This window comes from Curtobacterium sp. MCJR17_043 (genome assembly GCF_003224315.2).
Classification (GTDB): domain Bacteria; phylum Actinomycetota; class Actinomycetes; order Actinomycetales; family Microbacteriaceae; genus Curtobacterium.
Genome location: NZ_CP126259.1, coordinates 2,727,257 through 2,753,706, shown reverse-complemented (window position 1 = coordinate 2,753,706; position 26,450 = coordinate 2,727,257). Strand labels below are relative to the sequence as shown.

Here is a 26,450-nt window from a genome sequence, read left to right as displayed (position 1 = left end):
ACCTGCGCCGGCTCCCGTCGCGCCGGCCCCCCGCTGCCCCCGTCACGACCCCCCGTGGCCGAGGCGACGCCTGCAGCACCGACGACCTCCCGGCCGGCCGGGGACGATTCCGGGCCCGCGCCAGCGGCACCCGCGACCACCGCCGTCGGCACTCCGGCGGAGACCCCGAGCCGTCCGGGCACGAGCCGTCCGAGCCCGACCCGTCCGGGCACGACCGGCCCGGACACGAACCGTCCGGGCACGTCGCTCGTCGACGGCCTCGTGCCGGACGTGACCAGTGCCTCCCGGCCGGTCGCGGACGGCGTCTCCGGGGCACTGGCCCCCCGTCACCGGGACGGTGCAGACCGTGACGGCCGTCGGCCCGGTGACCTCCATCGTGGCGACCGTCGACCGGGTGGTCGGGAGCCTCCCGGTCGTCGGCACGCTGCTCGGCGACGACGCCTTGGGCGGGGTGACCGACCCCGTGACCGGCATCGTCGACGGAACCCTCGGCATCGTCGGCGACACCGTCGCCGTCGTGCCGGACGTGGTGGCCGGGGTGCCCGGGGTCGTCGGCGGACTCCCGTCCGTCGGCGATGGGCTCCTGCCTGGAGGCCCGCTCCCCGTCGTCGACGTCCCCGTCCGCCCGGTGCTCCCCGGCTCCGGCGGTGCGCTGCCGGGGGCCCCGGTCGTCGGGCCCGGGCCGGCCCCGACCTCGGCCCCGACCCTCCCGGTCGACCGCGAGGGTCCTGTCGGCCGCGACGGCGGCGAGGTCGGGGCCGTCGTGCCGTCGGTGGGGACGACGGACGATGCGTCCGTGACACCCGCTGCGGGACAGCGCTCGGCGACCGCCGTCGCCGTCGCAGCAGAAAATTCGTCGCGGTCGATGGTCGGGACGGTCGCTGACGAGGTCCTCGTCCCGGCTCCCGCGACGGCGACGTTCGGCGGCGAGGCCCTCGTCCTCCCCGAGGGCGGCGCACCCACGCGGGCCCCGTTCGACGGCGCCACAGGCAGCTCCACGGGCGGGTCCGCCTCCGGTGGCTCGGCCGGCGCGAACGTCCTCGGCACCGTGGGCGCCGCGAACCCGACCTCCCCCCTCGCCGCGGGCCTTGGCGGCTCGGTCTCCGACGACGCCCTCCCAGCGTCGGTCACCGGCGACCACGACGTCGCTCCCGATTGAGATCGGCGCACCTGCCCGTCACGGCAGGACGCGCCACCGACCGCCTCTGTGTGCGGTCGACCATCCATCTCGATCAGGAGTGAACGACCATGAACAAGAACGTCTCCCGAGGGCTGTGGTTCGCCCTCTGTGTGGGCGGGCTGACCTTCGGTGGAGCCGTCGCGGCGAACGCGGCGACGACCACCGGTGAGGACGGCACCGTCTCCGGAACCCAGGTCGCGCCGACCGTCGACGCGCCCGTCTCCGTCACCCGCAACGCCTTCGGCATCGTCGGCGACGCGGTCTCCACGACCGCTCCGGCCGCACCTGCGCCGGCGGCACCTGCGCCGGCACCCGCGGACCCCGCGCAGGCAGCACCAGCGCCCACCACCAGCGGGGCCGACGGCGTCGCGTCCGGCACCCAGGTCGTACCCGACGTCAGCGTTCCCGTCGACGTGACCGGCAACGCGGTCGCCGTCGTCGGGGACGCGGTGGCGGCACCGGCCCCAGCGCCGGCTGCCCCGGCTCCCGCGCCGGCTGCTCCCGCTCCCGCGCCGGCTGCTCCGGTGGCCTCCTCGCCCACCACATCCGGCGAGGACGGCGTGCTCTCGGGCACCCAGGTCGCCGGTGCGGTGGACGTGCCGGTCACGGCGACCGGCAACGCCGTCGGTGTCCTCGGTGACGCTGCCGCCACGAGCTCGCGCTCCGGGTCGTCCTCGGCTCCGGCAGCTCCGGCCGGTGACACGACGACCGCCTCGACCTCCGGGGAGGACGGCGTGCTCTCGGGCACCCAGGTCCTGCCGGACATCACGGTCCCCGTCACGGTCTCGGGCAACGGGATCGGCGTGCTCGGGGACGGATCGGCCACCGGGACCTCCGCGGCCCCGGCAGCTCCGACCGGTGGCACGACGAGCGGCTCGACCTCCGGGTCGGACGGGCTCATCTCCGGCACGCAGTTGCTCGGGACCGTCTCGGTCCCGATCACGGTGACGGGCAACGGGATCGGTGTCGTCGGTGACGGCACGAGCACCGGTGGCTCGACGGGCTCGACCCCGACGACGGGTACCGCTCCGGCGGCTGGTGGGACGACCTCGGGTGAGGACGGCATCGGTTCCGGCACGCAGGTTTCGCCGGTGGTGTCGGTCCCGGTGACGGTCGGTGGCAACGGCATCGGTGTCGTCGGTGACGGCACGAGCACCGGTGGCTCGACGACCGGTTCGACCCCGTCGACGGGTACTGCTCCGGCGGCTGGCGGGACGACCTCGGGTGAGGACGGCATCGGGTCCGGTACGCAGGTGTCGCCGGTGGTGTCGGTCCCGGTGACGGTCGGTGGCAACGGGATCGGTGTCGTCGGTGACGGCACGAGCACCGGTGGCTCGACGACCGGTTCGACCCCGACGACGGGTACTGCTCCGGCGGCTGGTGGGACGACCTCGGGTGAGGACGGCATCGGTTCCGGTACGCAGGTCTCGCCGGTGGTGTCGGTCCCGGTGACGGTCGGCGGCAACGGGATCGGTGTCGTCGGTGACGGCACGAGCACCGGTGGCTCGACGACCGGTTCGACCCCGACGACGGGTACCGCTCCGGCGGCTGGTGGGACGACCTCGGGTGAGGACGGCATCGGTTCCGGCACCCAGGTGATCCCGGTGGTGGACGTCCCGATCACGATCGGCGACAACGGCATCGGCATCATCGGCGACGGCTCCACGACCCCGATCGTGACGGCGCCGGGCACCGACCCGGGCACGACGCCGGGCACCGACCCGGGCACGACGCCCGGCACCGACCCGGGCACGACGCCCGGCACAGACCCGGGTACGACGCCGGGTACCGTCCCGGGTTCGACGCCGAACACCGGCACCACCCCCGGCGGCACGGGCAGCACGCCCGACGTCGGCACGGACCCGGTCGTGGGCACCACTCCCGGCGTCCGCACCACCCCGGTCACCGACACCGTCCCGATCGTGGACGCCGGCACCACCCCGGTGCTCGTGACCGACGGGCTCCGGTCGACCGCGACGCTGGTCACCGCAGGTCAGGCGGCACCGGCAGCGACGGCCGACCGTGCGACGGAGGACGCCGACGGTGCCCTCGCCTACACGGGCGCGGACGACCCGGCGTTCCCGGCACTGGCGGCGCTCCTGCTGCTGCTCGCCGGCCTCGGGACGCTCGCCCTGCGACGCCGCCACTGACGGCCCGATGAGAGCGGGTGCGGAGCGCCGGGTGACCGGCGCTCCGCACCCACCTGCGCTCCGGCCGATGCCGCGTCCGGTGCATCGCGACCGAACGTGCCGCCGGGTCACGTCGTCCGGAGGCGCGACCCGGGTGCGTGGCAGCGGGTCGCGCCTCCAGGACGGTCGCTCGGACCGGCGCACGTGAGGCGGGACACACGTCGAGGACGGCAGATCCGGCCGCCGCCCGCGACGCTGTGTGACGTCCGGTGCAGCGCCGGAGGCAGCGGTCGGAGGCCTGGGGTATCGTCGGGAGCACGCAAGCGCTCCGGGGTCGGTGCAAGTCCGAACCGGTGGTGACAGTCCACGAGCGCCGCGCCGGGTCCGCCCGGTGTGGGGTTGACCTGGTGCAATCCCAGGACCGACGGTGAGAGTCCGGACGGGAGGAAGCGCTGACGGAAGGTGACGGTCGTTCCGCGACCCCAGCCTCCCGTCCGCCGACGACCGTCGCGCGCACCCGGAGTCCCGTTGAGAGGACACCAGTGTTCACCGGCATCATCGAGGAACTCGGCACCGTCACCGCCGTCGACGAACGCGGCGACTCCGTCGCCCTGACCGTCCGCGGTCCGCTCGTCGTCTCCGACGCTCGGCACGGCGACTCGATCTCGGTCTCGGGCGTGTGCCTGACCGTCGTCGAGCAGACCCCGGAGACCTTCACGGCGTTCGTCATGAAGCAGACGCTCGACATGAGCGCGCACGGGTCCTTGCGGTCGGGCGACCGCGTCAACCTGGAGCGAGCGGCCTCGGTGGGGGGACCGGCTCGGTGGACACATCGTGCAGGGACACATCGACGGCACCGCGACCGTGCTCGAGACCGACGACGGCGACGGGTGGCGACGGGTGCGCTTCGCGCTGACCCCGGAGCTGAGCCCGCTCGTGGTCGACAAGGGATCGGTCGCGATCGACGGCGTCTCGCTCACCGTCAGCGCCGTGTCCCTGGAGTCGACCGCCCCGGATGCCGCGTGGTTCGAGGTCAGCCTCATCCCCGAGACGCTCGCGGCGACGACCCTCGGCGCACGGGTGCCCGGCGACCGGGTCAACATCGAGACCGACGTCCTGGCACGGCACGTCCGCCGCATGCTGCGCCTCGACGCCGCCGCGGCGGCACCAGGCGTGGCCGGCGCCGGAGCGGAGGCCCGGTGATGACCGCCGAGACCGCCCCCGTCACGAACGCCGGGCCGACCACGGGTGCGGGCCCGACCAGATCCCGGCCGAACCCGGGACTGTCGACCGTCGAGGACGCCCTCGCCGCGATCGCCGCAGGCCGGCCGGTCATCGTGGCCGACGACGAGCGCCGCGAGAACGAGGGCGACGTCGTCCTCGCCGCCGAGCTCGCGTCCCCGGAGTGGATCGCCTGGACCGTGGCGCACTCGTCCGGCTTCATCTGCGCGCCGGTCAGCGCCGCGATCGCCGACACCCTCGACCTGCCGCCGATGGTGGAGCACAACGAGGACGTCCGCGGGACCGCCTACACCGTGACCGTGGACGCCGCCGTCGGGGTCACCACCGGCATCAGCGCCCACGACCGAGCACGGACGCTCCGGGTGCTCGCCGACCCGGCGTCCGTCCGGGACGACCTGCACCGCCCGGGGCACATCGTCCCGCTGCGTGCGCGACCGGGCGGCGTCCGGGAGCGCGCGGGGCACACCGAGGCAGCCATCGACCTGGTCACCGCCGCGGGGTTGCGGCCGGCCGCGGCGATCTGCGAGATCGTCGACGAGCGCGGGGACATGATGCGTCTGCCGCAGCTCGTCGGACTCGGGGAACGCGAGGGCGTCCCCGTCATCACCATCGCCGCGCTGGCCTCCTGGCTGGACGCGGCCAACCGGGCGGCGGACGACGCCGCCCACACCGAAGGGACACACGCATGAGCGGAGCAGGAGCGGCCGAGCGCGAGCACGTCGACGGCAGCGGCATCCGGGTCGCGATCGTCGCCGGCCAGTGGCACGACGTCATCGCGGCGGGGCTGCTCGACGGCGCCCAGCGCGAGATCGAACGGCTCGGAGCGACCGGTCAGGTGTTCCCCGTCCCCGGGAGCTTCGAGCTGCCGGTCGTCGCGAAGGCCGCCCTCGAGGCCGGCTACGACGCGGCGGTCGCCCTCGGCGTGATCATCCGCGGCGGGACCCCGCACTTCGAGTACGTCTCGGACGCGGCGACGAGCGGCCTGACCCGGGTGGCGATCGACACCGGCAAGCCCGTCGGGTTCGGGGTGCTCACCCTGGACGACGAGCAGCAGGGGATCGACCGCGCCGGGCTGCCCGGGTCCAAGGAGGACAAGGGCGCCGAGGCCGCGCACGCCGCGGTCGCCACGGCCGTCACGCTGCGCGGGCTGCGCACGCCCGCGTAACGCCGCCGGGTCCTGGCTCGGACCTGACTCCGGACCTGGACTCCGGTCCGGACGACGCAGAACGGCCCCGCACCGTCCGGTGCGGGGCCGTTCTGCTGCGGGAGGTGACTACCGCTTGCCGAACACGTGGATCGGCAGGAAGAAGGAGAGGCTCATCAGGAGCACACCGGCGATGAACACGAAGCCCTGCCCGGAGTCGAGCTGGAACGCGAACCCGAACAGGTACATCGACACCAGCAGCAGCAGGATCGAGAAAACAGCGGCGAGGACGCGGCCCACGGTGGTACCTCCGGGAATCAGCGGGTGGATCGCGCCCAGTCTATCCCCAGGACCGGGCGCGACCGTTCACCGGGACGGTTTCGTCGCGATCAGGCGGTCGACGACCTCGAGCAGGGCGGCCATGTCGACGGTGCCGCGGTCGGGCCGGACCTCACTCGCCGCCCCGAGTGACGCGGCGTGGTACAGCCCGTCGCCGAGGAGCTTCACGGCCTGCGCGGTCGGCACGTCCCCGAGGGCGTCGACGAGGGTCGCGAGCCAGGCGTTCTCGGTCTCGTCGAGCGTGCGGCCGGCTTCCTCGTACCCGGCCTGCTGCAGGCGGGACGCGGCCAACAGCGCGAGGTCGAGCTCACTGCCGACGAACTGGCAGTTCTCGACGAAGTAGCGGGCGGGTCCGTCCTCGGCCGCACGCATGCGCTCGACGTCGAGAGCGGAGAGGTCGGCGAGCCGCTCGCACAGCCCCTCGACCAGGGCCGCCTTCGACCCGAAGTGGTAGAGCAGTCCGCCCTTCGAGACACCGGCGCGCGCGGCGACGGCATCGAGCGTCGCGGGACGTTCACCCTCTTCGCACACGATGGCGACGAAGCTGTCGAGGACGCGGTCGCGAGCACTGGCCATGCGCTGAGTCTAGGGACACCCGGCGCTCCGCGGCGCCCGGAGACGGACACACGACGTGGCCGTGCCGGTCGGGGGCGGATAACCTCACCGAGACCGTCGAGGTCCACCACGAACAGGAGCCGCATGTCAGCGCAGACCGCGACCACCCCGAGCCCGACCCCGCCCGCGGACCCCCCGATGGGCCGTCCTCGGACCGGGCAGCATCGCCCGGCGTTTCCTGTCCCAGCTCTCCGCGAGCGGCGGGGTGCTCGTCGCCGCCGGGAGTTCCTCGGTCGAGCGTGCCCGGGCCTTCGCGGCAGAGGCCGGGGAGCACGGCTTCCCGAACGTGACCGCCGGCACCTACGACGAGGTCCTCGCCGACCCCGGCGTCGACGCCGTGTACATCGCGACCGTGCACACCGGGCACGCCGACCTGGTGCTCGCGGCGCTGCGGGCGGGCAAGGCCGTGCTGTGCGAGAAGCCGCTCACGCCCGACCACCGCACGACGACGGTGCTCGTCGACGCGGCCCGCCGTGCCGGGCTGCCGCTCGTCGAGGCGTTCATGTACCGCTTCCACCCGCAGACGGCGGCGCTGCTCGACCTCGTGCGGGACGGCGCGGTCGGTACGGTCACCCACGTCGACGCCGCGTTCGCGTTCCGGGTCGAGGAACGCTCCGGGCGCCTGTTCGACGTCGCCACCGCCGGCGGCGGCATCCTCGACGTGGGGTGCTACCCGGTGACGATGACGGCCGCGATCGTGCAGGCCGCCACGGGGACGGCGGCCGCCGAGCCGGTGGAGCTCTCCGCCGTCGGGACGATCGGTCCGACCGGGGTCGACGAGTGGACCGTGGCGAATGCGACGTACGCGTCGGGCATCACCGCGAGCCTCCGCACCGGCATCCGCGTCGAGGACGCGAACGCCGTCGTCGTGCACGGGAGCCGGGGCACCATCACCCTCCGGGATCCGTGGACCATCGGCGGGGGAGCCGGTCATCGCCGTGCAGACCGTCGACGACGCCGGCACGCAGCGGTCCTTCCCGGACGTGGCCCCGTACGGACTCGAGGCCGCGGCCACGATCGACGCCCTGCGTGCCGGCCGTGTCGACGCACCGCAGATGACGACCGACGAGACCCTGGCCACCGCGCGGACGCTCGACCGCTGGCGCGCGGCGATCGGGCTGCGGTACCCGTTCGAGGCGGAAGCGGCGGAGGACACCCCCCGCGGCGGAGGACACCCCCCGCGGCGGGGGGAGGCCTGACGGTCCGCTGACGCCGTGGGCGCGACCGCCTGCCGGACGGGAAGCACGGGACGGCTCGCCACCGGGCCTCCCGACCGCCAGTTGGTTGCATTTGCAACCGTGACCGTCCGGACGGTACACTAGCAGGACCCTGACGGGACGCGTGACGACTTCCGCGTCCCGTCTCGTCTGCGCCGGTCCGGGAGGACCAGCGGCGCGACATGCTCGAAGTCCTGGAGTCCGCCATGTCCGCACTGCTCACCAGCCCCGTCGCCACCCGGATCACCGCGAGCCGCGCCTCCCGGTTCGCGGCGCTCGCGGTGCTCATGCTGCCGGTGCTGCTCATCTCGGTCGACAACACCGTCCTGAGCTTTGCGCTGCCCTCCATCGCGCGCGCCCTGCACCCCGATGCGACCACGCAGCTCTGGATCGTCGACGCCTACCCGCTCGTCCTCGCCGGCCTGCTCGTCGTCATGGGCAGCATCGGTGACCGCATCGGTCGCCGCCGGATCCTGGTGACCGGAGCGACCGGTTTCGCGGTGCTCTCCGTCGCCGCCGCGTTCGCGACCGAGGCCTGGATGCTCGTCGCCGCCCGGCTCGCGATGGGCGTCTTCGGCGCGATGCTCATGCCCGCCACGCTCTCGATCATCCGGAACGTCTTCCCGGACGCGGGGGGAGCGGCGCCTCGCGCTCGCCGTCTGGTCGACCATGTTCGCCGCCGGCAACGCCCTCGGCCCGCTCGTCGGCGGCGTCCTGCTCGCGCACTTCCACTGGGGCAGCGTGTTCCTGGTCGCCGTGCCGATCCTCGTCGTGATGCTCGTCGCCGTGCCGTTCTGCGTGCCGGAGTCCCGCGACCCCGAGCCCGGGCCCGTCGACGTCCCGAGCATGCTGCTCTCCCTCGGCGCCCTCGGCCCGCTCGTCTGGGCGATCAAGTCGCTCGTGCACCCCGAGGAACGCGGTCTGGCCGTCGCCATGGTCGCGGTCGGTGTGCTCTGCGGGATCGCGTTCGTCCGGCGGCAACTGCGCACCCGCACGCCGATGCTCGACATGCGCCTCTTCCGCAGCACGGCCTTCACCGGCAGCGTGCTCATGAACATGGCCGCGATGTTCTCCCTCACCGGCTTCCTGTTCTTCGTCGCCCAGCACCTGCAGCTCGTCGCCGGCCTGGACCCCTTCGCGAGCGGCCTCGTCCTCGTGCCGGGTGCGGTGCTCACCATCGTCGCCGGGCTCGTCGTCGTACCGGTCGTCGCCCGGGTCGCGCCGCGCTGGGTCGTCTCGGCGTCGCTGCTGTTCTCCGCGGTCGCGTACGCCCTCGTCGCCGGGCTCGGGCACCACGCGACCATCGCCGCGCTCGCCTTCGCCTTCGTGTTGCTCGGTATCGGCATCGGTGCGTCCGAGACGGTCACGAACGACCTGATCATCTCCACCGCCCCGGCGGACAAGGCCGGAGCAGCATCGGCCATCTCGGAGACCGCGTACGAGATCGGCGCCGTGCTCGGGACCGCCGTCCTCGGGACGATCCTCGCGTCGGCGTACCGGGCGAACGTCGTCGTCCCCGAGGGGCTGTCGTCCACCGCGCACACCGCGGCGGGGGGAGACCCTCGGCGGAGCGGTCGCCGCGGCCGCCGAACTCGGTGGACCGGCGGGGCAGGCGCTGCTCGAGTCCGCGCGGGCCGCCTTCGACTCCGGCGTGACCACGACGGCGGGCGTCGCCGCGGCGCTCATGGTCGCCGCGGCCGCCGGTGCGGTCGTGATGCTGCGGCGGCACTGAGCCCGTCGGCTCGCGCGGGCCCGAGCGGGCAGCCCGAGCCGTCGGCCTGCGCCGTGCCGCGCCGTCGTCCGGAGCGCTCCCGAGCGGGCACGGCCGCGTGACGGCACGCCCGGGATGGGCCGAACCTGTGAATCATGGACCCGCACCATGCCGCAGGTCCTACGTTGGGGGGATGGCCGCGACGTCCGCGGCCGTCCCCCCCCGAACGAGGAACGACCACGACTGACATGCCCGACGCCGCCGACCTCCCGCAGGCAGACGTCCCCCCAGGCCGACATGGCCGCCGCGTACAAGGCGGCCTTCCGCGGACACCCCGCCGGTGTCGCGGTCATCACCGCGGAAGGCCCGGACGGTCCGACCGGTCTCACCGCCTCGAGCGTCGCCTCCGTCGCGGTCGACCCGCCGGTCCTGGTCTTCTCGCTCTCCACGAACTCCGGGTCCGCCGGCGTCGTGCTCGGTGCCCCGGTCTTCGTGGTGCACCTGATGGACGCCCGCGGCGTCGCGCTGGCCAAGCGCTTCGCGTCGACCGGCAGCCCCGCCGCGGACGACCCGATCTGGGGTGCCCTGCCGAGCGGCGACCGCTACCTGCCCGACGCCGCCAGTGCCCTGCGCTGCCGTCCGCTGTCGACGACCCCGATCGGCAGTTCGACCGTCGTCGTCGCCGAGGTGCTCGACATCGTCGTCGGCCTCGACCGCGGCGAGCCGCTGGTCTACCACAACCGGGAATTCCACTCCCTGACCGATCGTTCCCGGCTCTCGTGAGCCGCGGAACCCCGCACCGCACATCACCGATCGAAAGGACCGCACATGGCTGAGTACACCCTGCCCGAGCTCCCCTACGACTACGCCGCCCTCGAGCCGCACATCAGCGGCAGGATCATGCAGCTGCACCACGACAAGCACCACCAGGCCTACGTGACCGGTGCCAACACCGCGCTGCAGCAGCTCGGCGAGGCCCGCGAGTCCGGCAACTTCGCGAACGTCAACAAGCTCGAGAAGGACCTCGCGTTCCACCTCGGTGGCCACGTCAACCACTCGATCTTCTGGACCAACCTCGGCCCGGACACGAAGGTCCCGGAGGGCGAGCTCGCCGCCGCGATCGACGAGTTCTTCGGCTCGTTCGAGAAGTTCCAGGCGCAGTTCGCGGCGGTCGCCAACGGCATCCAGGGCTCCGGTTGGTCCGTCCTGGCTTGGGACGTCGTCGGCCAGAAGCTGACGACCTTCCAGCTGTTCGACCAGCAGGGCAACATCCCGTTCGGTCTCGTGCCGATCTTCATGCTCGACATGTGGGAGCACGCCTTCTACCTCGACTACCTCAACGTCAAGGCGGACTACGTCAAGGCCGTGTGGAACATCGTCGACTGGGAGAACGTCGCCGCCCGCTTCGAGAACGCCAAGTCCCAGAGCTTCGTCACGCTCTGAGCACCACCACGTTGAGCACCGGGACCTCGTGGACCACGTGCTCACGAGACGGTGCGGGTCGCGGAACGCGACCCCACGACGGACGGGAGGCCCGGTACCAGCTGGTACCGGGCCTCCCGTCCGTCGTCCCCGTCCCTGCGCCCGGACTCAGGAGCGGACAGCGCCGACCCGGGACGCCACGGTCTCGCCGACGTGATCGGCCTCGCCGGGACCGGTGCACGGGTCGAGGGCGCCGATCTCCGCTGCCAACCGGCGCGCGACGTCCCGGAGGGTGACCTCGACGGCGGTGACGTCGCCGTCGAGGACGGCACCCCACTGGGCCCCGCGACAGGCGAGGACCGCCGCGCTCGCGGCCCGGAGCGCCGTACAGCCGTCCGCTCCGTGCGCCCGGCACCATGACGCGATGGTTTCGACGTGTGCCCGGTGCTGGCACCGGTGCCGGTCGTGCCCGGTCAGTGCCTCCACGGCGCCGAGTTCGAACGTCAGCCGGGCTGCGAGGAAGCGGTCCGGGTCCTCGAGGCCGCCGAAGACCGCGAGCAGGTACTCCGTCAGCACCTGCTCGTCGGCGTCGGGGTCGAGGCCGATGCCGGACACGTGCCGACTGAGGTGCTCCACCACGGCGTCGATGAGGCCGTCACGCGACCCGAAGTGGTACACGATCGGGTACGCGCTCGTCCCGAGGACGCGACCGAGGCTCCGCACAGACACGTCCTGCAGGCAGGTGCCGTGCAGGTGGTCCGTGACCTTGGCGACGATCGCCGGCTTCAGGGACGGGTCCGGTTGACGAGGCATGGTCTCTCCCGAGCGAGGAACAGGCGGACGACCGCCACGAGGCCGAGCGGACATGCAGCATGTTACCGGACACGGCCGCGACCGCGTTCGAACCGGTTGCGGGAGGGGGGGGGCTCCGAGACGACGGGATCAGGCCGTCGGGTCTGGTGCCACCGGCTCGGTCGGCGCTGCCGCCGGGTCGGTCGGTGCTGCCGCCGTGTGCGCGGGTACTGCCGCGGCCTCCGCGGGCACCACCTCGTCCGGTTCCGCCCGCACGACGAGGGTCTGCACGAGGCCGGACGCGAGCGGGGCGAGTCGGATCTCCACGCGGAGCCGGCCGCGGGCGCCCGGCACCCACCAACGCAGGTGCGTCGGCGTCACGGACCGTTCGGCCACGGGCGGTGCGGACAGGTCGGCGGCGACCTCCGCGACGGCACCGTCGATCGCTGCTCGTCGACGGTGCCACGGGACGTCGAGCGGGACGTTCTCGGCGCAGACCGCGCCGGCCTCCGCATCGGACCAGTCCGCCAGCAGACGCGTCACGGACCGTTGCGCAGCACGCGTCGACGGCAGGACCGGTTCGCTGCCGGGAGCTCGTTCGTCGTCCCGCGACCGGGTCACGGGCACGCCGGTCGCGGCGGGGACCGCGTGCGGGACCGCGACACCCGGGACGGCGTCCGCGAGGAGGAGGTCGAGTGCACGCGTCGCGGCCACGGAGACCTTCGCCTGCGTGGCGTTCTCGAACGCGACCACGCCGAGTCCGGTCGAGACCGACCAGCGCATGTGGGCGGAGAACCCCGGGTAGCCGCCGGAGTGGGACACGATCGGGCCGACGGCCGGGTCGTGCTCCACGAACAGCCCGAAGCCGTACCCGGCGGTCCGGGTCGACCCGGGCAGGCTCCCGGGCGGGAGGACCCGCATCGCCTGCTGCATCGCGCGACGCTCCGCCGTGGTGAGGGGTCCGACGTCGGATCCGGCACTGCCCGCCTCCGCGAACGGTGCGGCGGTCCCGTCGAACGCCGCCGCGAGCCACCGACCCCACCGGGCCAGGTCCCGCACGGTCGAGAACAGGCCGCCGATCGGCGAGAACGCGCCCGGGCCGGTCGTCCTCAACGCCTCCCAGTCGTCGTCGACGCGGCGGTGGCCGGTGACCACGAGACCACGGGCGTCGGCCGCGGCGAACACGGTGTCGTCGAGTCCGAGCGGGCGGAGCACACGTTCGGTCGCCACGGCCGGGAAGGGCGCCCCGGCGACGACCGACAGCGCCCGACCGAGGAGTGCGTAGCCGAGGTTCGAGTAGGCGAACCCGGTCCCCGGCACGGAGTCGAACAGCAGACCGCTGCGGAGGACGTCGTCCAGGTCCTGGTCCCGGAGCGCCTCCTGTCGGTCCGCCCACGGGTCGTCCGTCGGGAAGCCCGCGGACATCGTGAGGAGCATCCGGAGGGTCGGGACGGGGGGAGTCCGCGGTGGGCAGCCGGACCGCGGCGAACGCGGGGACGAACTCCGTGACCGGGGTGTCGAGGGACACCAGGCCGTCCGCGACGAGGCCGAGCAGGGTCGCGGCGGTGACGCTCTTCGTGCACGAGGCGATGCGGTAGACGGTGTCGGCTTCGGGTGCCCGGCCGTCCCCGCGGTCCCCGTGTCCGCCCGAGGCGACGAGCCCGTCCCGGTCGAACACGCCCCAGACGCTGCTCGGCGCGATGCCGTCCAGGACGCGCTGCCGGTGCATGGCGTCGACGGCGCCGAGCACGCCCGGACCCGGCCGGCTCATGCCCGGCGCATCTCGGCGTAGGCGTCGAGTGCCCGCTGCCGACTCGTCTTGAGGTCGAGCATCGGCTCCGGTCGGTCCTCGTCCGCGGGCACCCACCGGCGCACGTACTCGCGGTGCGGGTCGAACCGTTCGAGCTGACGGTCGGGGTTGAACACCCGGAAGTACGGCGCGGCGTCGAAGCCCGAGCCCGCCACCCACTGCCAGTTCGCCGCGTTGTTCGCCGCGTCGGCGTCCACCAGGGTGTCCCAGAACCACTGCTCGCCGATGCGCCAGTCCACGAGCATGTTCTTGACGAGGAAGCTCGCCGTGGCCAGGCGCACCCGGTTGTGCATCGCGCCGGTGTGCCAGAGCTCGCGCATCCCCGCGTCGACCAGGTCGAAGCCGGTCGTGCCGTGTCGCCACCGGTCGAGTTCGGCGTCCGAGGCCTCCCGCCACGGGAACGCGTCGAACTCCCGCCGCACGTTCGTCCGGGCGATGTCGTCGCAGTGGAAGTACTCGTTCCAGTTGAACTCCCGCCAGGCGAGCTGCCGGAGGAAGGCCGGTGCCGCGCGGCGCTGGTCGGGTTCGAGCGTCTCGTGCAGGCGGTGCCAGACCTGGTACGGGCTGATCTCGCCCCAGCGCAGGTGCGGCGAGAGACTGCTGCTCGCTGCCTGCGCGGGCTCGTCCCGCTGGTCGTAGTCCGCGAGTGCCTCGTCGATGAACCGTTCCATCCGGTCCCACGCGCCGTGCTCGCCGGGCGTCCAGGCATCCCGCATGCCACCCGCCCAGTCCGGCGCGGTCGGCAGGAGTGCCCAGTCCTCGAGCGTGTCGGAGGCGACGTCCGCAGGCGGGGCGATCGTCTCCGGCTCGGGCCAGGGGTGCCGCGGCTCCGGCATCGCCTGCGCGGCGCGCCAGAACGGCGTGAACACCTTGAACGGTTCGCCCTTCCCGGTCAGGACCGTCCACGGTTCCCAGAGCAGGGTGCCGGCGGAGCTGTGCGCCTCGACGCCGCCGGCGACGAGGCCGGCCTTGATGCCCGCGTCGATCTCCCGTTCGACGCGGCCGTAGCGACGGTTCCAGAACACGGCGTCCGCGCCGGACTCCGTGACGAGGTCCGCGATCACGTCGGCCGCGGCACCCCGCCGGAGCACGAGCGCGGTGCCGTGCGCGCGGAGGTCGGCGTCGAGTGCGGCCAGGGACTGGTGGAGCCACCACCGGGCCGCGGCGCCGTGCGGGCGGATCCCCTCGCTCTGTTCGTCGAGCACGTAGACGACCGTGACCGGGCCCCCGCGGTCCACCGCCGAGCGGAGCGCCGGGTTGTCCGCGATCCGGAGGTCGTCGCGCAGCCAGACGACCGAGCCGCTCATGCCGACGCCCGATCCGGCACGGTCGCGACCGACCTGCGCGTCGCGGGTGTGGCGGCGGCGGCGACGCGGAGCTTCGTGCAGAGCTCGGTGAGCGTCCGCAGCTCAGCGTCGTCGAGCCCGGCGCCGACCTGCGCCGCGATGGTGGCCGCGTGCTGCACGGCGACAGCGCGGTACACGTCGTAGCCGTGCGGGGTGAGGGTGACGATCACCCCCCGCGCGTCGGTCGGGTCGGGCTGCTTCTCGACGATCTCCTTGGACGCGAGGCGGTCGACCAGGCGGCTGACACTCGGCTGCGTCAGGAGCAGGTGGCCCGTCAGGTCGCGCATCCGGCAGCGGCGGCCGGGTTGGGTCGACAGGTTGAAGCAGACGTCGTACTCGTTGAAGGAGATCTCGGCCGAGGGGAACTCGGTGTTGAGGTTCCGCATCACGGTGACCTGCGCGCGGAACAGTGACTCCCACGCCGCGACCGCGGTGGCCTTCTCGCTGCGGTGATCGCTCACGGTTGTGTCCCTCCGGTCGGTGGACCCCCCACCCTACCGAGGGGTACCGACGAGGAACGCGGGCCGGCCGCCCGAGTGGACGACCGGCCCGCTCCCTTGCACCGGGAGATTCCTGCAATCACATTCCACAGTCGGTGCCACAGCAAACACCGACTGCACGTCCGACTGTATAACGAAGCGGTAACGCCAGGGAAGGCGGCCACGCCGCCTATTCCTGCGAGTTGCCCGAGCGCTCGTCGAGCGCCGGTTCAGAAGAGGTCGGGCGACGGCGTGGAGGCGTAGCGCACGGAGACGTCGGCGTGCCGGTCGAAGCGGTACCCGACACCGCGGACCGTCCGCACGATCTCCTCGAAGGCGCCGAGCTTCGCCCGCAGACGGCGGACGTGGACGTCGATGGTGCGCTCGTTCGGCGTCTCGTCGTCGCCGGCGGACCAGAGGCCCTCGATGATCGCCGAACGGTCGACCGTGCGCCCCTCGCGGAGGACGAGGAACTGCAGCAGCTCGAACTCCTTGAAGGTCAGCGGCGCCGTCTCGCCGTCGAGGACGACCCGCTTGCGCGAGATGTCGATGACGACACCGGTCTCCTCCGGTTCCGGCTTCTCGGTCTGCTTGCGCGCGGCCACCGCCGACCGGTCCTGCAGCGCCAGCCGGACCACGTCGACGTCCCGTCCGCCGGACCCCTCCGCGGCGACGGCGACGGCGGCGTAGGTCTCCGCCGACGGCACGAGCTGTGCGGTGAGCGCCTTGAGCTGCTCGACGACGGCAGCCAGGGTCGTACCGGCTGCAGCTGCCGCGGCCTCGTCGAGTCCGACGTACAGCGCGAACCCGCGCGCCTCCGTGCCCTCGGGCAGTGCGCGGTTGCGCTGCGGGGCGACGACGGGGCTGGTCGGGACGGCCGTCCGGTCGGCGGCCGGCCGCACGGGCTGGGCGACCGGAGTGCGACGTGTCCCGATCGGCGTCACGTGGCCGAGGTCGGTCGGCGCGGACGCGGTCGTCCGGAGCCCGGCGACGCTCCGGTCACGGGCGGCGTCGGTGTGGGCGGTGCGGGGCTGGGCGATGGTGAGCGACATGGTGCGGTCTCCGGGTGGTGCGGCCGAGCGGAGTGGTGGAGCATCGGCCGGTGTCGAATGCGTCGGCCCGGGTCGGCAGTACGCCGATCGGCCCTGCGGTCCCTGTGCGGGACCGGGGCTCATCCGGGGGGAACGGGGTCCGACCTCGTGACGGTGGTGCGCGTCGTCGACGGGGTCGTCACCGCGGGATCACGCTCGCGCGACGGGGGTGGTGTCGCGGAGGATCCGGCTGGAACGGGTACCGATCAGGCACACATTCGACAACGCATGACCGCCGTGGTCGGCATCATAATGCCGACGGTCCCCTTGGCCTCGCGGAGGGCTCGGGTGGACGGGGTTGCAGTCATGGCCCGAGTATCCGTGGTGTACCAACGCCGTGTCAACCGTCCGCACGGACGGTGACGTGCGCGGACAGTGCCGCCACGTGACGGACGGGAGGCCCTCCAGCCGTCGGATGGCGGGCCTCCCGTCCGTCAGGTGGTGCGGTCGCTAGTCGGCCAGACCGTAGAGGCGGTCGCCCGCGTCGCCGAGGCCCGGGACGATGTACCCGTTCTCGTCGAGGCGCTCGTCGAGCGCGCCGAGGACGATCGTGACGTCACGGTCGCCGACCGCCTTCTCGAGAGCGGCGAGGCCCTCGGGCGCGCCGAGGATGCAGACGCACGTGACGCCGACCGCACCGCGGTCGAAGAGGAACTCGATCGCCGCGGCGAGGGTCCCACCGGTCGCGAGCATCGGGTCGAGCACGAAGCACTGGCGGTTCGACAGGTCGTCCGGCAGCCGCTCGGCGTAGGTCTGCGGCTCGAAGGTCTCCTCGTCGCGGGCCATGCCGAGGAAGCCGACCTCGGCCGTGGGGACGAGCTTGACCATGCCCTCGAGCATGCCGAGTCCGGCGCGGAGGATCGGCACGACGAGCGGACGGGGCTTCGCGATGGCCACGCCCATGGTCTGCGCGACCGGCGTGCTGATCGGCGTCGCCGTGACCCGGACGTTGCGCGTGGCCTCGTACGCGAGGAGCGTGACGAGCTCTTCGGTCAGGGCACGGAACGTGGGGGATGGAGTGGTCCGGTCGCGGAGCACCGAGAGCTTGTGGGTGATGAGCGGGTGGTCGGCGACATGGACTCGCATAGGGTCGAGCGTACCGCGCCGCACCCCGACCGGCGGTCGCGGCCGTCGTCGGCGTCGGGGTGGAGGACGTGTGGAGCACCCGGCCGGACGACCGTTCGTCCCCGCCATGGAGCTGGCGCTGGCCGAGGCGCGGGCGTGCCTGGCCACCGGGGACGTCCCGGTCGGCGCCGTCGTGCTCGACGCCGCGGGGGGCCGTCGTCGCCGTGGGTCGCAACGAACGGGAGGCCCGTCAGGACCCGACCGCGCACGCCGAGGTCCTGGCGTTGCGGGCGGCCGCCGCGGTCACGGGGGGACTGGCACCTGACCGCACACACGCTCGTCGTCACGCTCGAACCGTGTCCGATGTGCGCCGGGGCACTGCTCGCCGCTCGCGTGCCACGGATCGTCTTCGGAGCGTGGGACCCCAAGGCGGGCGCGAGCGGCAGCGTCTACGACATCGCCCGTGATCGTCGGCTCCCGCACCGCGCCGAGGTCGTCGCCGGGGTGCTCGAGCAGGACTGCGCGACGCTCCTCGACGCGTTCTTCGCCGGGCGCCGCTGACGAGCCCGGGAGCCGCTGACGAGCCCGGGCGCCCGCCGGGACCGGTCCGTCAGTCGGCGGCGCGGAGCACGATCGCCTCGGTCGACGGGTGCGGCCCGTCCCGTCGGACGTCCGGCTCGATGTAGATGACCCGGGCGATCGGCACCGCGGCGCGCACGCGCTCCTCGACCGTGTCGATGCCGGCGGCGACGTCCCCGAGACGACGGTCGCCGTCGACCGCCACCTTGACGCCGACCATGAGCTCGTCCGGACCCAGGTACAGGGTCTTCAGGTGGATCACCGAATCGACCTCGGGGCCGTCGAGCACGGCCTGCTTGATCCGGGCGACGTCACCGGAGCTGGCGCCCTCGCCGACGAGCAGGCTCTTCGTCTCGACACCGAGCACGAGCGCGACGGCGATGAGCAGCACCGCGATGAGCACCGTGCCGATCGCGTCGAAGACCCCGTTGCCGGTGAGCACGGTGAGGCCGACGCCGAAGAACGCGAAGACGAGGCCGATCAGGGCCGCGGTGTCCTCGAGCATGACGACCGGCAGCTCCGGGGCCTTCGCGCGGCGGACGAACTGCACCCACGACTGGTCGCCCTTGTGCGGCCGTGCCTCCCCGAGCGCCGTGCGCAGCGAGAAGCCCTCGAGCCCGATCGCGATGACGAGCACGGCCATCGGCAGCCACCAGTTCTCGAGCGGGTGCGGGTGGGCGAACTTCTCGATGCCCTCGTACAGCGAGAACACGCCGCCGACCGAGAAGAGCACGATCGAGACGACGAAGGCGTACACGTACCGCTCACGGCCGTGACCGAACGGGTGCTCCTCGTCGGCGGCCTTCCTCGCCCGCCGGCCGCCGAGCAGCAGGAGCAGCTGGTTCGCGGAGTCGGCGAGGGAGTGCACGCCCTCCGCGAGCATCGACGCGGACCCGCTGATCGCCGCCGCGATGAACTTCACGATCGCGATCCCGACGTTCGCACCGAGTGCGGCGAAGATCGCCTTGGTCCCTCCGGAAGCGCTCATGTGGCTGTCCGACCCCTTCTCGTACCGACCTCGACCACGATACTGGGCCGCCGGCCGTCGGGACGGTCCCGGTCGTCGGTAGGGTCGGGCCATGACCATCGCACTGCCCCGCGTCGCCATGCTCGGCGTCGGTTCCATGTCCGGCGCGGTCCTGCAGGGGCTCCTCGCCGCCGGGGTCTCGCCGGACTCCGTGGCCGTCACCACCCGGTCCGAGGCGTCCGCGTCGGCACACCGGTCCGCCGGGCTGCACGCCGTCGCGTCCGAGGTGGACCCGGACGCGAACCGGGCCGCCGTGCGCGGGTCCGGCGTCGTGGTGCTCGGCGTGAAGCCCTTCGGCGTCGTGGACCTGCTCGACGAGGTCGCCGCCGACCTCGAGCCGGACGCGGTCGTCGTGAGCGTCGCCGTCGGCGTGACCACCGCCTCCATGGAGGCCCACGTGCCTGCCGGCGTCCGTGTCGTCCGTGCCCTCCCGAACACGCCGATCGGGGTCGGCCTCGGGGTCACCGGGATCAGTGCCGGCGCGTCGGCCGACGCCGAGGCGGTCGCCCTCGCATCGTCCGTGTTCGCCGTGTCCGGGGACGTCCTCGACGTCCCGGAGGCGCAGCTCGACGCGCTGTCCGCGGTGTCCGGGTCGGGCCCCGCCTACGTCTTCCTGTTCGTCGAGCAGTGGCAGCGGTCCGCGGAGGCGCTCGGGTTCAGCCCCGACCAGGCACGGACGATGGTGCAGGGCACGGTCCGCGGGGCGGTCGAGCTCCTCGCGCGGTCCGGCAGCGAGCCGGCCGACCTGCGCCGCGCGGTGACCAGCCCGAAGGGCACGACCGAGCGTGCCGTGGCCGTGCTGCAGGACGCCGACCTGGCCGACGTGCTCGAACACGCCGCCCGGGCCGCGATGGCCAGGGCCGAGGAGCTGTCGCGGCTCTGAGCCCGACCCCCGGCGGGGCTACTCGAGCGCCGCGAACCGTTCGAGGTCCGTTTCCGTGCCCGAGACGATGATGACGTCGTCCTCGCCGATGACACTGTCCGGCGTCGCCGGCACGAACGCCTGACCGGGCGGCTTGATGCCCAGCACCGTCAGACCGTGCCGCGTCCGGATGACCGTGGTCGCCAGGTCCCGCCCGCGGACCGCCCGCGGCGGGAACATCTTCACCACGGCGAAGTCGTCGTCGAACTCGATGAAGTCGAGCATCCGACCGGACACCAGGTGTGCCGTGCGCTCGCCGGCCTCCCGCTCGGGGTAGACCACGTGGTTCGCGCCGATGCGGCTGAGGATCGTGCCGTGCGACCGGCTGATCGCCTTGGCCCAGATCTGCGGGACGCCGAGGTCGACCAGGTTGGCCGTGATGAGCACGCTCGACTCCAGGTCCGAACCGGTGCCGACGACCGCGATGGCGAAGTCCTGCGCGCCGATCTGCTTGAGCGCGTCCATGTCGGTCGCGTCGGCCTGGACCGCGTGCGTCACCCGGTCCGACCACTTCTGCACGAGCGCGGCGTCCGTGTCCACGACGAGGACGTCACGCCCCTGCCGTTCGAGCTGCCCGGCGGTCGCGGCACCGAACCGCCCGAGACCGATCACGAGGACCGGGGCGTCGTGGCTGACGGGACCCTGCTGGGCGTGCGGACGGTGTCGGTCAGCCAACGATCGGCCTCTCCTCGGGACGGCGGAACAGCTGCCGGCTCTGACTGGCGGCGAGCGCGGCGGCGATGGTCACTGTACCGACACGACCGAGGAACATCGTGGCGGCGAGCACGTACTTCCCGGACTCCGGCAGGTCCGCGGACACCCCGGAGGACAGCCCGCACGTCGCGAAGGCCGAGATCACCTCGAACAGGACGCGGTCGAGCGGCTCGTGCGTGATCTGCAGCAGCACGACGGTGGCGACCGCGACGATGGTCGCCCCCCCAGAGGACGATGGCGACCGCCACGCGCAGGACGTCGCTCGGGATCCGACGGCCGAACACCTCCATGCTCTGCCGGCCACGGGCCTCCGCGACGGCCGCGAGGAAGAGCACGGCGAGCGTGGTGACCTTGATGCCGCCGGCGGTGGAGGCGGAGCCGCCGCCGATGAACATGAGCATGTCGGTGACGAGCAGGCTCGAGCCGTTCAGTTCGTCGAAGTCGACGAGCGAGAACCCACCCGACCGCGTCATCGTCGACAGGAAGAGCGCCTGGAACGCGGTGCGCCCGGCGCCCTCCTGTCCGAACGTCTCGGGGTTCGACGCCTCGAGGGCGATGTACGCCGCCGTGCCGCCGAGGAGCAGCACGAGGCTCGTCGCGAGCGTGAGCTTCACGTGGATGGGCCAGCGGCGGGGGGACCGGAGCTGCTTCGTCAGGGTCCGGATGACCGGGAACCCGATCGACCCGGCCACGACGCCGACCATCAGGAGGCTGAGGAACCAGTAGTCGTGGGCGTACGGGTCGAGACCGTCGGCGTTCGGCGCGAAGCCCGTGTTCGTGAAGGCCATCGCCGAGTAGTAGAAGGAGTCGCCGACCGCCGTCCAGAACGGCACACCGGTGACGAGCACGCTCGGCAGGAGCAGCAGACCGATGACGACTTCGATCGTCAGTGTGCTCACCGCGACGGTGAGCAGCAGCGTGCCGACGTCGCCGAGGCGGACCGCCTGGCCCTCCGGCACGGCGCCGTGGTGCGTGCGCAGCGGGTTCGAGTCCCCGGCCGCGATGAGCTTGGCGCGCAGCCCGAGGCGGCGGGTGACCACGAGCCCGAGGATCGAGGCGAAGGTGAGCACGCCGAGCGCACCGATCTGCGTCCCGATGACGACGAGGACCTTGCCGAACACCGACCAGTGCGTCGCCATGTCGACCGTCGCCAGGCCGGTCACACAGACGACGCTCGCCGCGGTGAACAGGGCGTCGGAGAAGTGCGTCACGGTCCCGTCCGCCGACGCCATCGGGGTCATGAACAGCGCCGTGAACAGGAAGATGAGCACGATGAAGACGAGGATCGCCAGCCGCGAGGGCGACGAGCGCAGGGCCGTCACGAGCTTCCCCGGGCGGCGCTGACCCGACAGGTCCCCGACGGTGGGGACCGGCTCGGTGCGGTCGAGCATCGTATGCCTCCGGGGACATGGGCGGGACGGTTCGTCATGGTACATCCGCACGGCCGCCGTTAGCCTTGCCGCATGGCCGACATCTTCAGCGTCGTCGCGGACCCGACGCGCCGGGCGCTGCTGGGCGAGCTCCTCACCGCCCTCGGTGCCGACGCGACCGGTGGCGAACTGAGCGTCGGGCAACTCGTCCTGCGACTCGGGGTCAGCCAACCGACCGTCTCGAAGCACCTCCGCGTCCTCCGCGACATCGGTCTCGTGACCAGCCGGGAGGAGGGGCAGCACCGCTACTACCGGCTCGACCCGGAGCCCCTGCTCGGCATCGAGGAGTGGGTCGTCCCCTTCACGACCGCCGTGGACGCCGACGGCACGCCCGCGACCACGTCGTGGACGCCGGACGGTCAGCCGGTGTCCGTCCGGAGGAGCGGTGCGGCCGGCAAGGCGACCGTCGAGGTGGGCACCGAACTCGGTCGGGTGATGGCCGAGGCGTCGCACCGCGCGACGGTCGCGATCACCGGTGCGCAGCAGGGCTGGGAGCGGGTCGTCGACCGGGGCCGGCGTCGCTTCACGAAGCGGCCCGAGGACGACTGAACAGTTGCTGGACACCGGACTGCACGCGCCCCTACAGTGACCAGGGACCACACAGGTCACACCACGAGCCAGCCCGAAGGCGGACCATGACCGGCAATTTCGACGACGTGCGCTTCCTCACCGTCGCGGAGGTCGCCGAGATGATGCGCGTCTCCAAGATGACGGTCTACCGCATGGTCCACGCGGGGGGAGCTCCCCGCCATCCGCTTCGGCCGGTCCTTCCGGGTGCCGGAGTCGGCGGTCGCGGAACTCCTGCGCGGCGGCATCGCCGACGTCGGCTGACCCGCACGCAGCACGACCGTTCCACACCGGGCGTCCACCGTCCGTTCCGGCGCCGTTCGACATCGCAGCAGCCAGCCGGTAGACTCGGGCAGGTTGGTTTTCCGCGGCTTCATCGGCCCGGTGTCCGTACATCAGCATCAGTCCGAGCGAGGTCCACATGGGTTCTGTCATCAAGAAGCGTCGCAAGCGCATGGCGAAGAAGAAGCACCGCAAGCTCCTTCGCAAGACGCGCCACCAGCGTCGCAACAAGAAGTAGGTCGAGAGACCCGCAGCAAGAGCCCCGGTCCGCCGGGGCTCTTGCGTTTCCCGGGTCCGTCGACGACCGCACCGGGACGTCGCCGCCGGACACGCTGCCTGGAGGCCCGTCAGCACGTCGGGAGTGCCCGCACCGGCGCGGGTAGCCTGGTCGCATGCCAGCCGTGACGCTCCTCACCAAGCCCGGATGCCACCTCTGTGACGACGCCCGTCCGATCGTCGAACGTGTCGTCGCCGACCGTCCCGGGGTCACGTTCGAGGAGCGGTCGATCCTCGACGACGACGCCCTCCGCCTAGAGTACGCGGAGGACATCCCCGTCGTGCTCGTCGACGGACGGGTGCACAGCAACTGGCACGTCGATCCCGAGCGACTCGCCCGGGCGCTCGAGCAGGCCGAGGCCCGCGCATGATCCGCCACGTGGTCTCCTGGACCCTGCGCGAGGACCTGGACCGCGACGACGCCGTGGCCCGGATCCGAGAACTCCTGACGGGGCTCGTCGGGGTCATCCCGTCCATCAGGTCGCTCCAGGTGGTCGAGAACGTCGCCTACCCGGGGAAGAACCAGGACGTCGCCGTCGTCGCGGAGTTCGACGACCTGGCCGGTCTCGACGAGTACCAGGTGCACCCCGACCACCAGGCGGCCGCCGCCGAGATCCGCGGTCTCGTCACCGCGCGGGCGGCCATCGACTGGCAGGACTGAGCGGCGCGGGTCGCCGCTGTCGGCACGCCGCCGCTGCCGGTGCGCCGCTGCTGCCGGCGCGCGCCGCTGCTGCCGGCGCGCGTCGGACCGGCCCAACGAGAACCGGCTCGAACCACGGACGTCCGTGGTTCGAGCCGGTTCTCGTTGTGCGGCGCCGGTCGGCGCCGCTCCCGCGCCGGTCGGCGCCGGTCGGCGGCGCTCCGCGCCGGGCTACGGCGTGAGGCGCGCTACGGCGTGAGGCGCGTCGGGCCGCGGAAGAGGTACGTGACCTCGCGGATGGACGGCTCGCCGAGCATGAGCATGAGCACGCGCGCGAGGCCCATCCCGAACCCACCGTGCGGCGGGACGCCGTAGCGGAAGAAGTCGAGGTACCAGCCGAGCTCGGCGGGGTCCAGGCCCTTCTCCTCCGCCTGGGCGGTCAGCACGTCGACGCGGTGCTCGCGCTGCGCGCCCGTGGAGATCTCGGCGCCGTTGAACAGCAGGTCGTAGCTGTTCGTGAGCGTCGGGTCGTCGGCGTGGCGCATGTGGTAGTACGGCCGGATCGAGGCGTCGTAGTCGGTGACGAAGACGAACTCGGAGCCGTGGTGCTCCTTCGCCCATGCGGAGACGCGGCGCTCGCCCTCGGGGTCCAGGTCCCCGTCGGCGCGGACGACCTCGTAGCCGCTGTCCGCGACGATCTTCCGCGCTTCGGCGAGGGTCACACGGGGGGAACGGCGTCGTCGGGACCTGCAGCTCGAAGCCGAAGACCTCCTCGATCGCGGTGCCGTACTTCTCCTTGACGGCCGTGATGCCGGCGACGAGGACCTCCTCGTGCATCGCCATGACGTCGGCGTGCGACTCGATCCACGAGAACTCGGCGTCGACGCTGGTGAACTCCGTGGCGTGCCGGCTGGTGAACGAGGGGTCGGCGCGGAATGCGTCGGCGATCTCGAACACGGCGCCGAAGCCCGCGGGCTGTGCCATCTGCTTGAAGTTCTGCGGCGACTGCGCCAGGTACGCCGTCGTCTCGAAGTACTCGAGCTGGAAGAGCTCGGCGCGGGACTCCGATGCGGAGGCCATCAGCTTCGGCGTGTGGATCTCGATGTAGTCGCGCTCGACCCAGTACGTGCGGAACGCGTGCTCGAGGGTCGTCTGGATGCGGAAGATCAGGTTCTGCTTGCGGTTGCGCAGGTCGAGGAAGCGCCAGTCGAGGCGCTTGTCGAGCGAGGAGTCGTCCGCGATCGGGGTCTCGGGGATGGCGGCACTGACGACGGTCAGTTCGCCGACCTTCACCTCGAGCCCGCCGAGCTTCACGCGCTCGTCCGCCTTGAGCGTGCCGGCGACGTGGATGAACGAGCCGTGCGCGAGGCCCGAGATCGTCTCGGTGGTCGCGAGGGCCGCAGCGGACGCGTCGTCGCCCTCGGTCGCTTCACGCGTCGCGGGGTTCACGAGCTGGACGGCGCCGGTCTCGTCGCGCAGCACGACGAACTGCACCTTCTTCTGATCGCGGACGGTCTCGACCCATCCGGCCACGGAGACGGGGCCGTCGGGGAGGCTTGCCAGGTCGGCGATGCGGGTGCGTTCGATCACGGTCGTCGAGTCTACCGGCCGGGCGCGGGAACGGCGTCGCCTGTGCAGAACCCGGGTCCGGGAGGTGGCCTTCCGCCCACAGCCGCGACTCGTCGCTCGGCTGTCCACAGTCCGGCCGGGAGGCCCGTGCCGGCCCGGCGACGTCCGTAGCGTCGTCGTCGTGGCCAGGTCGTAGGACGAACGGGGCGGTACCCGTGACGGAGGGTCCGGGAAGGTGCTGCGGCCTGGTCACCCCTCCCGCTCGTGCCGGACGAGCGCGCCCGCGGGAGGCGGACGTCCCAGCAGACGGGAGAGGACGGATCAGGGCAGCGAGGCGCGCAAGGACCCGAGGGTGCCGATGAACTCCTCGGCCATGGCCGCCCGCTCCAACAGCTTCGCGTGCCGGGCGGTGGCGTCCTCGAGGAACGCGTCGAGCCGGGCGGCGAGGTCCGGGGCCTCGGCAGGGTCGCCGGCCGTCAGTCCGTCGACGACGCGGAGGAGCCCGGCCATCTCCTCGAGCGTGAACCCGAGCGGCTTCATCCGCCGGATGACGAGCAACCGCTCCAGGTCGCCGGCCGTGTAGACGCGGAACCCGCCGGCGGTGCGGCCGCTCGGGACGAGGAGCCCGACCTCGTCGTAGTGCCGGATGGACCGGAGTGACATCCCGGTGCGCTCGGCGAGTTCGCCGATGTGCATGGTCGCGGGGACGTCGGGAACGGTCATGTCCGACATCGTGGCAGAGCCCGGTGGGTGGGAGGCTGACCGCGCGGCCGCGCCCGCCAGCGGGACGCCCGGCCGCGCTGCCCTCCCGCTGGTCGCCACGCTCGTGCGGTCGGGGCCTCGTCATCCCTACTCTCACGTG

General features: G+C 72.8%; 23 protein-coding genes, 7 pseudogenes and 1 riboswitch. Of the genes and pseudogenes, 16 read left to right on the top strand and 14 right to left on the bottom strand.

All coding sequences use genetic code 11. From position 1 onward, the window contains the following. The first annotated feature begins 337 nt into the window (after positions 1–337). The 5 genes and pseudogenes from DEJ15_RS14205 (at position 338) to ribH (ending at position 5,716) form a co-directional block, all read left to right on the top strand. Positions 338–1,159, top strand: coding sequence for a hypothetical protein (locus DEJ15_RS14205; RefSeq protein WP_284175156.1), 822 nt, complete (start codon positions 338–340; stop codon positions 1,157–1,159). A gap of 89 nt (positions 1,160–1,248) precedes the next feature. Continuing rightward, positions 1,249–3,330 (top strand): chaplin family protein, encoded by a 2,082-nt coding sequence (locus DEJ15_RS14200; RefSeq protein ID WP_110824672.1) that lies wholly within the window; start codon positions 1,249–1,251, stop codon positions 3,328–3,330. Positions 3,331–3,630: 300 nt separating this feature from the next. Continuing rightward, a riboswitch (FMN riboswitch) is annotated at positions 3,631–3,764 on the top strand. Between the two features lie 87 nt (positions 3,765–3,851). After that, a pseudogene (locus tag DEJ15_RS14195) lies at positions 3,852–4,512 on the top strand (riboflavin synthase). Beyond that, positions 4,512–5,240, top strand: coding sequence for a 3,4-dihydroxy-2-butanone-4-phosphate synthase (gene ribB, locus DEJ15_RS14190; protein ID WP_110824670.1), 729 nt, complete (start codon positions 4,512–4,514; stop codon positions 5,238–5,240). Before DEJ15_RS14195 ends, ribB begins: the two are co-directional and overlap by 1 nt. Next, positions 5,237–5,716 carry a 6,7-dimethyl-8-ribityllumazine synthase gene (ribH, locus tag DEJ15_RS14185; RefSeq protein ID WP_110824669.1) on the top strand — a complete coding sequence of 160 codons (480 nt, stop codon included), beginning with the start codon at positions 5,237–5,239 and terminating at the stop codon, positions 5,714–5,716. Before ribB ends, ribH begins: the two co-directional genes overlap by 4 nt. 108 nt (positions 5,717–5,824) lie before the next feature. Here ribH and DEJ15_RS14180 read toward each other — a convergent pair whose 3' ends face one another. Beyond that, a complete protein-coding gene (locus DEJ15_RS14180; protein WP_181419557.1) occupies positions 5,825–5,995 on the bottom strand; it encodes a hypothetical protein in 171 nt (56 codons plus the stop codon). 66 nt (positions 5,996–6,061) lie between these two features. Then, a complete protein-coding gene (locus DEJ15_RS14175; protein ID WP_110824668.1) occupies positions 6,062–6,610 on the bottom strand; it encodes a TetR/AcrR family transcriptional regulator in 549 nt (182 codons plus the stop codon). A 202-nt stretch (positions 6,611–6,812) separates the two neighbouring features. On the opposite strand from DEJ15_RS14175, the gene DEJ15_RS14170 reads away from it, so the two are divergent. The 4 genes and pseudogenes from DEJ15_RS14170 (at position 6,813) to DEJ15_RS14155 (ending at position 11,020) form a co-directional block, all read left to right on the top strand. Next, positions 6,813–7,859, top strand: coding sequence for a Gfo/Idh/MocA family protein (locus DEJ15_RS14170; RefSeq protein ID WP_349814901.1), 1,047 nt, complete (start codon positions 6,813–6,815; stop codon positions 7,857–7,859). Between the two features lie 213 nt (positions 7,860–8,072). After that, positions 8,073–9,598: pseudogene (locus DEJ15_RS14165) on the top strand (MFS transporter). A gap of 276 nt (positions 9,599–9,874) precedes the next feature. Beyond that, positions 9,875–10,360, top strand: coding sequence for a flavin reductase family protein (locus DEJ15_RS14160; protein WP_110824845.1), 486 nt, complete (start codon positions 9,875–9,877; stop codon positions 10,358–10,360). A 45-nt stretch (positions 10,361–10,405) separates the two neighbouring features. Further along, positions 10,406–11,020, top strand: coding sequence for a superoxide dismutase (locus DEJ15_RS14155; RefSeq protein ID WP_110824666.1), 615 nt, complete (start codon positions 10,406–10,408; stop codon positions 11,018–11,020). Positions 11,021–11,167: 147 nt separating this feature from the next. Here DEJ15_RS14155 and DEJ15_RS14150 read toward each other — a convergent pair whose 3' ends face one another. The 7 genes and pseudogenes from DEJ15_RS14150 to upp form a co-directional block, all read right to left on the bottom strand. Next, a complete protein-coding gene (locus DEJ15_RS14150; protein WP_110824665.1) occupies positions 11,168–11,812 on the bottom strand; it encodes a TetR/AcrR family transcriptional regulator in 645 nt (214 codons plus the stop codon). Positions 11,813–11,941: 129 nt separating this feature from the next. Further along, positions 11,942–13,216: a serine hydrolase domain-containing protein gene (locus tag DEJ15_RS14145; protein ID WP_284175155.1), complete on the bottom strand. Its 1,275-nt coding sequence runs from the start codon at positions 13,214–13,216 to the stop codon at positions 11,942–11,944. 115 nt (positions 13,217–13,331) lie between these two features. Beyond that, positions 13,332–13,520 (bottom strand): annotated as a pseudogene (locus DEJ15_RS18760) (serine hydrolase); the annotation flags it as partial. A 38-nt stretch (positions 13,521–13,558) separates the two neighbouring features. After that, positions 13,559–14,908 (bottom strand): cryptochrome/photolyase family protein, encoded by a 1,350-nt coding sequence (locus DEJ15_RS14135; protein ID WP_110824663.1) that lies wholly within the window; start codon positions 14,906–14,908, stop codon positions 13,559–13,561. Further along, on the bottom strand, positions 14,905–15,408 hold the full coding sequence (locus tag DEJ15_RS14130) for a MarR family winged helix-turn-helix transcriptional regulator (RefSeq protein WP_258365927.1): 504 nt from the start codon (positions 15,406–15,408) through the stop codon (positions 14,905–14,907). The genes DEJ15_RS14135 and DEJ15_RS14130 overlap by 4 nt, the downstream gene beginning before the upstream one ends. Positions 15,409–15,656: 248 nt before the next feature. Beyond that, positions 15,657–16,478, bottom strand: a complete 822-nt coding sequence (locus tag DEJ15_RS14125; protein ID WP_258365928.1) for a winged helix-turn-helix domain-containing protein — start codon at positions 16,476–16,478, stop codon at positions 15,657–15,659. A 489-nt stretch (positions 16,479–16,967) separates the two neighbouring features. Beyond that, complete coding sequence (gene upp, locus DEJ15_RS14120; protein WP_110824662.1) at positions 16,968–17,603, bottom strand: uracil phosphoribosyltransferase; 636 nt, start codon at positions 17,601–17,603, stop codon at positions 16,968–16,970. 106 nt (positions 17,604–17,709) lie between these two features. On the opposite strand from upp, the pseudogene DEJ15_RS14115 reads away from it, so the two are divergent. After that, a pseudogene (locus tag DEJ15_RS14115) lies at positions 17,710–18,143 on the top strand (nucleoside deaminase). A 49-nt stretch (positions 18,144–18,192) separates the two neighbouring features. Here the strand turns inward: DEJ15_RS14115 and DEJ15_RS14110 are convergent. Next, on the bottom strand, positions 18,193–19,149 hold the full coding sequence (locus DEJ15_RS14110) for a cation diffusion facilitator family transporter (RefSeq protein WP_110824661.1): 957 nt from the start codon (positions 19,147–19,149) through the stop codon (positions 18,193–18,195). A 91-nt stretch (positions 19,150–19,240) separates the two neighbouring features. Between DEJ15_RS14110 and proC the strand changes: the two genes are divergently transcribed. Next, positions 19,241–20,071 (top strand): pyrroline-5-carboxylate reductase, encoded by an 831-nt coding sequence (gene proC, locus DEJ15_RS14105; protein ID WP_110824660.1) that lies wholly within the window; start codon positions 19,241–19,243, stop codon positions 20,069–20,071. Between the two features lie 18 nt (positions 20,072–20,089). Here the strand turns inward: proC and DEJ15_RS14100 are convergent, their stop codons facing one another. Both DEJ15_RS14100 and DEJ15_RS14095 read right to left on the bottom strand, forming a co-directional pair. Next, positions 20,090–20,785, bottom strand: coding sequence for a potassium channel family protein (locus DEJ15_RS14100; RefSeq protein WP_110824659.1), 696 nt, complete (start codon positions 20,783–20,785; stop codon positions 20,090–20,092). Then, positions 20,778–22,215: pseudogene (locus DEJ15_RS14095) on the bottom strand (TrkH family potassium uptake protein). The gene DEJ15_RS14100 and the pseudogene DEJ15_RS14095 overlap by 8 nt, the downstream one beginning before the upstream one ends. A gap of 72 nt (positions 22,216–22,287) precedes the next feature. Here DEJ15_RS14095 and DEJ15_RS14090 point away from each other — a divergent pair. The 5 genes and pseudogenes from DEJ15_RS14090 (at position 22,288) to DEJ15_RS14070 (ending at position 24,040) form a co-directional block, all read left to right on the top strand. Beyond that, positions 22,288–22,803 carry an ArsR/SmtB family transcription factor gene (locus tag DEJ15_RS14090; protein ID WP_110824657.1) on the top strand — a complete coding sequence of 172 codons (516 nt, stop codon included), beginning with the start codon at positions 22,288–22,290 and terminating at the stop codon, positions 22,801–22,803. A gap of 86 nt (positions 22,804–22,889) precedes the next feature. Then, positions 22,890–23,085 (top strand): annotated as a pseudogene (locus DEJ15_RS14085) (helix-turn-helix domain-containing protein). A gap of 157 nt (positions 23,086–23,242) precedes the next feature. Beyond that, positions 23,243–23,341: a 30S ribosomal protein bS22 gene (locus DEJ15_RS14080; protein WP_003792170.1), complete on the top strand. Its 99-nt coding sequence runs from the start codon at positions 23,243–23,245 to the stop codon at positions 23,339–23,341. 154 nt (positions 23,342–23,495) lie between these two features. Further along, positions 23,496–23,750: a glutaredoxin family protein gene (locus DEJ15_RS14075; RefSeq protein ID WP_110824655.1), complete on the top strand. Its 255-nt coding sequence runs from the start codon at positions 23,496–23,498 to the stop codon at positions 23,748–23,750. Further along, entirely contained in the window at positions 23,747–24,040 is a 294-nt protein-coding gene (locus DEJ15_RS14070; RefSeq protein ID WP_110824654.1) for a Dabb family protein, read from the top strand. Before DEJ15_RS14075 ends, DEJ15_RS14070 begins: the two co-directional genes overlap by 4 nt. A gap of 227 nt (positions 24,041–24,267) precedes the next feature. On the opposite strand, the pseudogene aspS reads toward DEJ15_RS14070, so the two are convergent. Continuing rightward, a pseudogene (gene aspS, locus DEJ15_RS14065) lies at positions 24,268–25,609 on the bottom strand (aspartate--tRNA(Asn) ligase). Positions 25,610–25,909: 300 nt separating this feature from the next. Beyond that, a complete protein-coding gene (locus DEJ15_RS14060) occupies positions 25,910–26,311 on the bottom strand; it encodes a helix-turn-helix domain-containing protein (RefSeq protein WP_110824652.1) in 402 nt (133 codons plus the stop codon). Positions 26,312–26,450 lie beyond the last annotated feature (139 nt).

Excerpts from the sequence above, each read along its gene's own strand:
- DEJ15_RS14200 (WP_110824672.1), top strand. The coding sequence starts at position 1,249 with ATGAACAAGAACGTCTCCCGAGGGCTGTGGTTCGCCCTCTGTGTGGGC.
- ribB (WP_110824670.1), top strand. The coding sequence starts at position 4,512 with ATGACCGCCGAGACCGCCCCCGTCACGAACGCCGGGCCGACCACGGGT.
- ribH (WP_110824669.1), top strand. The coding sequence starts at position 5,237 with ATGAGCGGAGCAGGAGCGGCCGAGCGCGAGCACGTCGACGGCAGCGGC.
- DEJ15_RS14175 (WP_110824668.1), bottom strand. The coding sequence starts at position 6,610 with ATGGCCAGTGCTCGCGACCGCGTCCTCGACAGCTTCGTCGCCATCGTG.
- DEJ15_RS14160 (WP_110824845.1), top strand. The coding sequence starts at position 9,875 with ATGGCCGCCGCGTACAAGGCGGCCTTCCGCGGACACCCCGCCGGTGTC.
- DEJ15_RS14155 (WP_110824666.1), top strand. The coding sequence starts at position 10,406 with ATGGCTGAGTACACCCTGCCCGAGCTCCCCTACGACTACGCCGCCCTC.
- DEJ15_RS14150 (WP_110824665.1), bottom strand. The coding sequence starts at position 11,812 with ATGCCTCGTCAACCGGACCCGTCCCTGAAGCCGGCGATCGTCGCCAAG.
- DEJ15_RS14145 (WP_284175155.1), bottom strand. The coding sequence starts at position 13,216 with ATGTCCGCGGGCTTCCCGACGGACGACCCGTGGGCGGACCGACAGGAG.
- DEJ15_RS14135 (WP_110824663.1), bottom strand. The coding sequence starts at position 14,908 with ATGAGCGGCTCGGTCGTCTGGCTGCGCGACGACCTCCGGATCGCGGAC.
- DEJ15_RS14125 (WP_258365928.1), bottom strand. The coding sequence starts at position 16,478 with ATGTCGCTCACCATCGCCCAGCCCCGCACCGCCCACACCGACGCCGCC.
- upp (WP_110824662.1), bottom strand. The coding sequence starts at position 17,603 with ATGCGAGTCCATGTCGCCGACCACCCGCTCATCACCCACAAGCTCTCG.
- DEJ15_RS14110 (WP_110824661.1), bottom strand. The coding sequence starts at position 19,149 with ATGAGCGCTTCCGGAGGGACCAAGGCGATCTTCGCCGCACTCGGTGCG.
- proC (WP_110824660.1), top strand. The coding sequence starts at position 19,241 with ATGACCATCGCACTGCCCCGCGTCGCCATGCTCGGCGTCGGTTCCATG.
- DEJ15_RS14090 (WP_110824657.1), top strand. The coding sequence starts at position 22,288 with ATGGCCGACATCTTCAGCGTCGTCGCGGACCCGACGCGCCGGGCGCTG.
- DEJ15_RS14080 (WP_003792170.1), top strand. The coding sequence starts at position 23,243 with ATGGGTTCTGTCATCAAGAAGCGTCGCAAGCGCATGGCGAAGAAGAAG.
- DEJ15_RS14075 (WP_110824655.1), top strand. The coding sequence starts at position 23,496 with ATGCCAGCCGTGACGCTCCTCACCAAGCCCGGATGCCACCTCTGTGAC.
- DEJ15_RS14070 (WP_110824654.1), top strand. The coding sequence starts at position 23,747 with ATGATCCGCCACGTGGTCTCCTGGACCCTGCGCGAGGACCTGGACCGC.
- DEJ15_RS14060 (WP_110824652.1), bottom strand. The coding sequence starts at position 26,311 with ATGACCGTTCCCGACGTCCCCGCGACCATGCACATCGGCGAACTCGCC.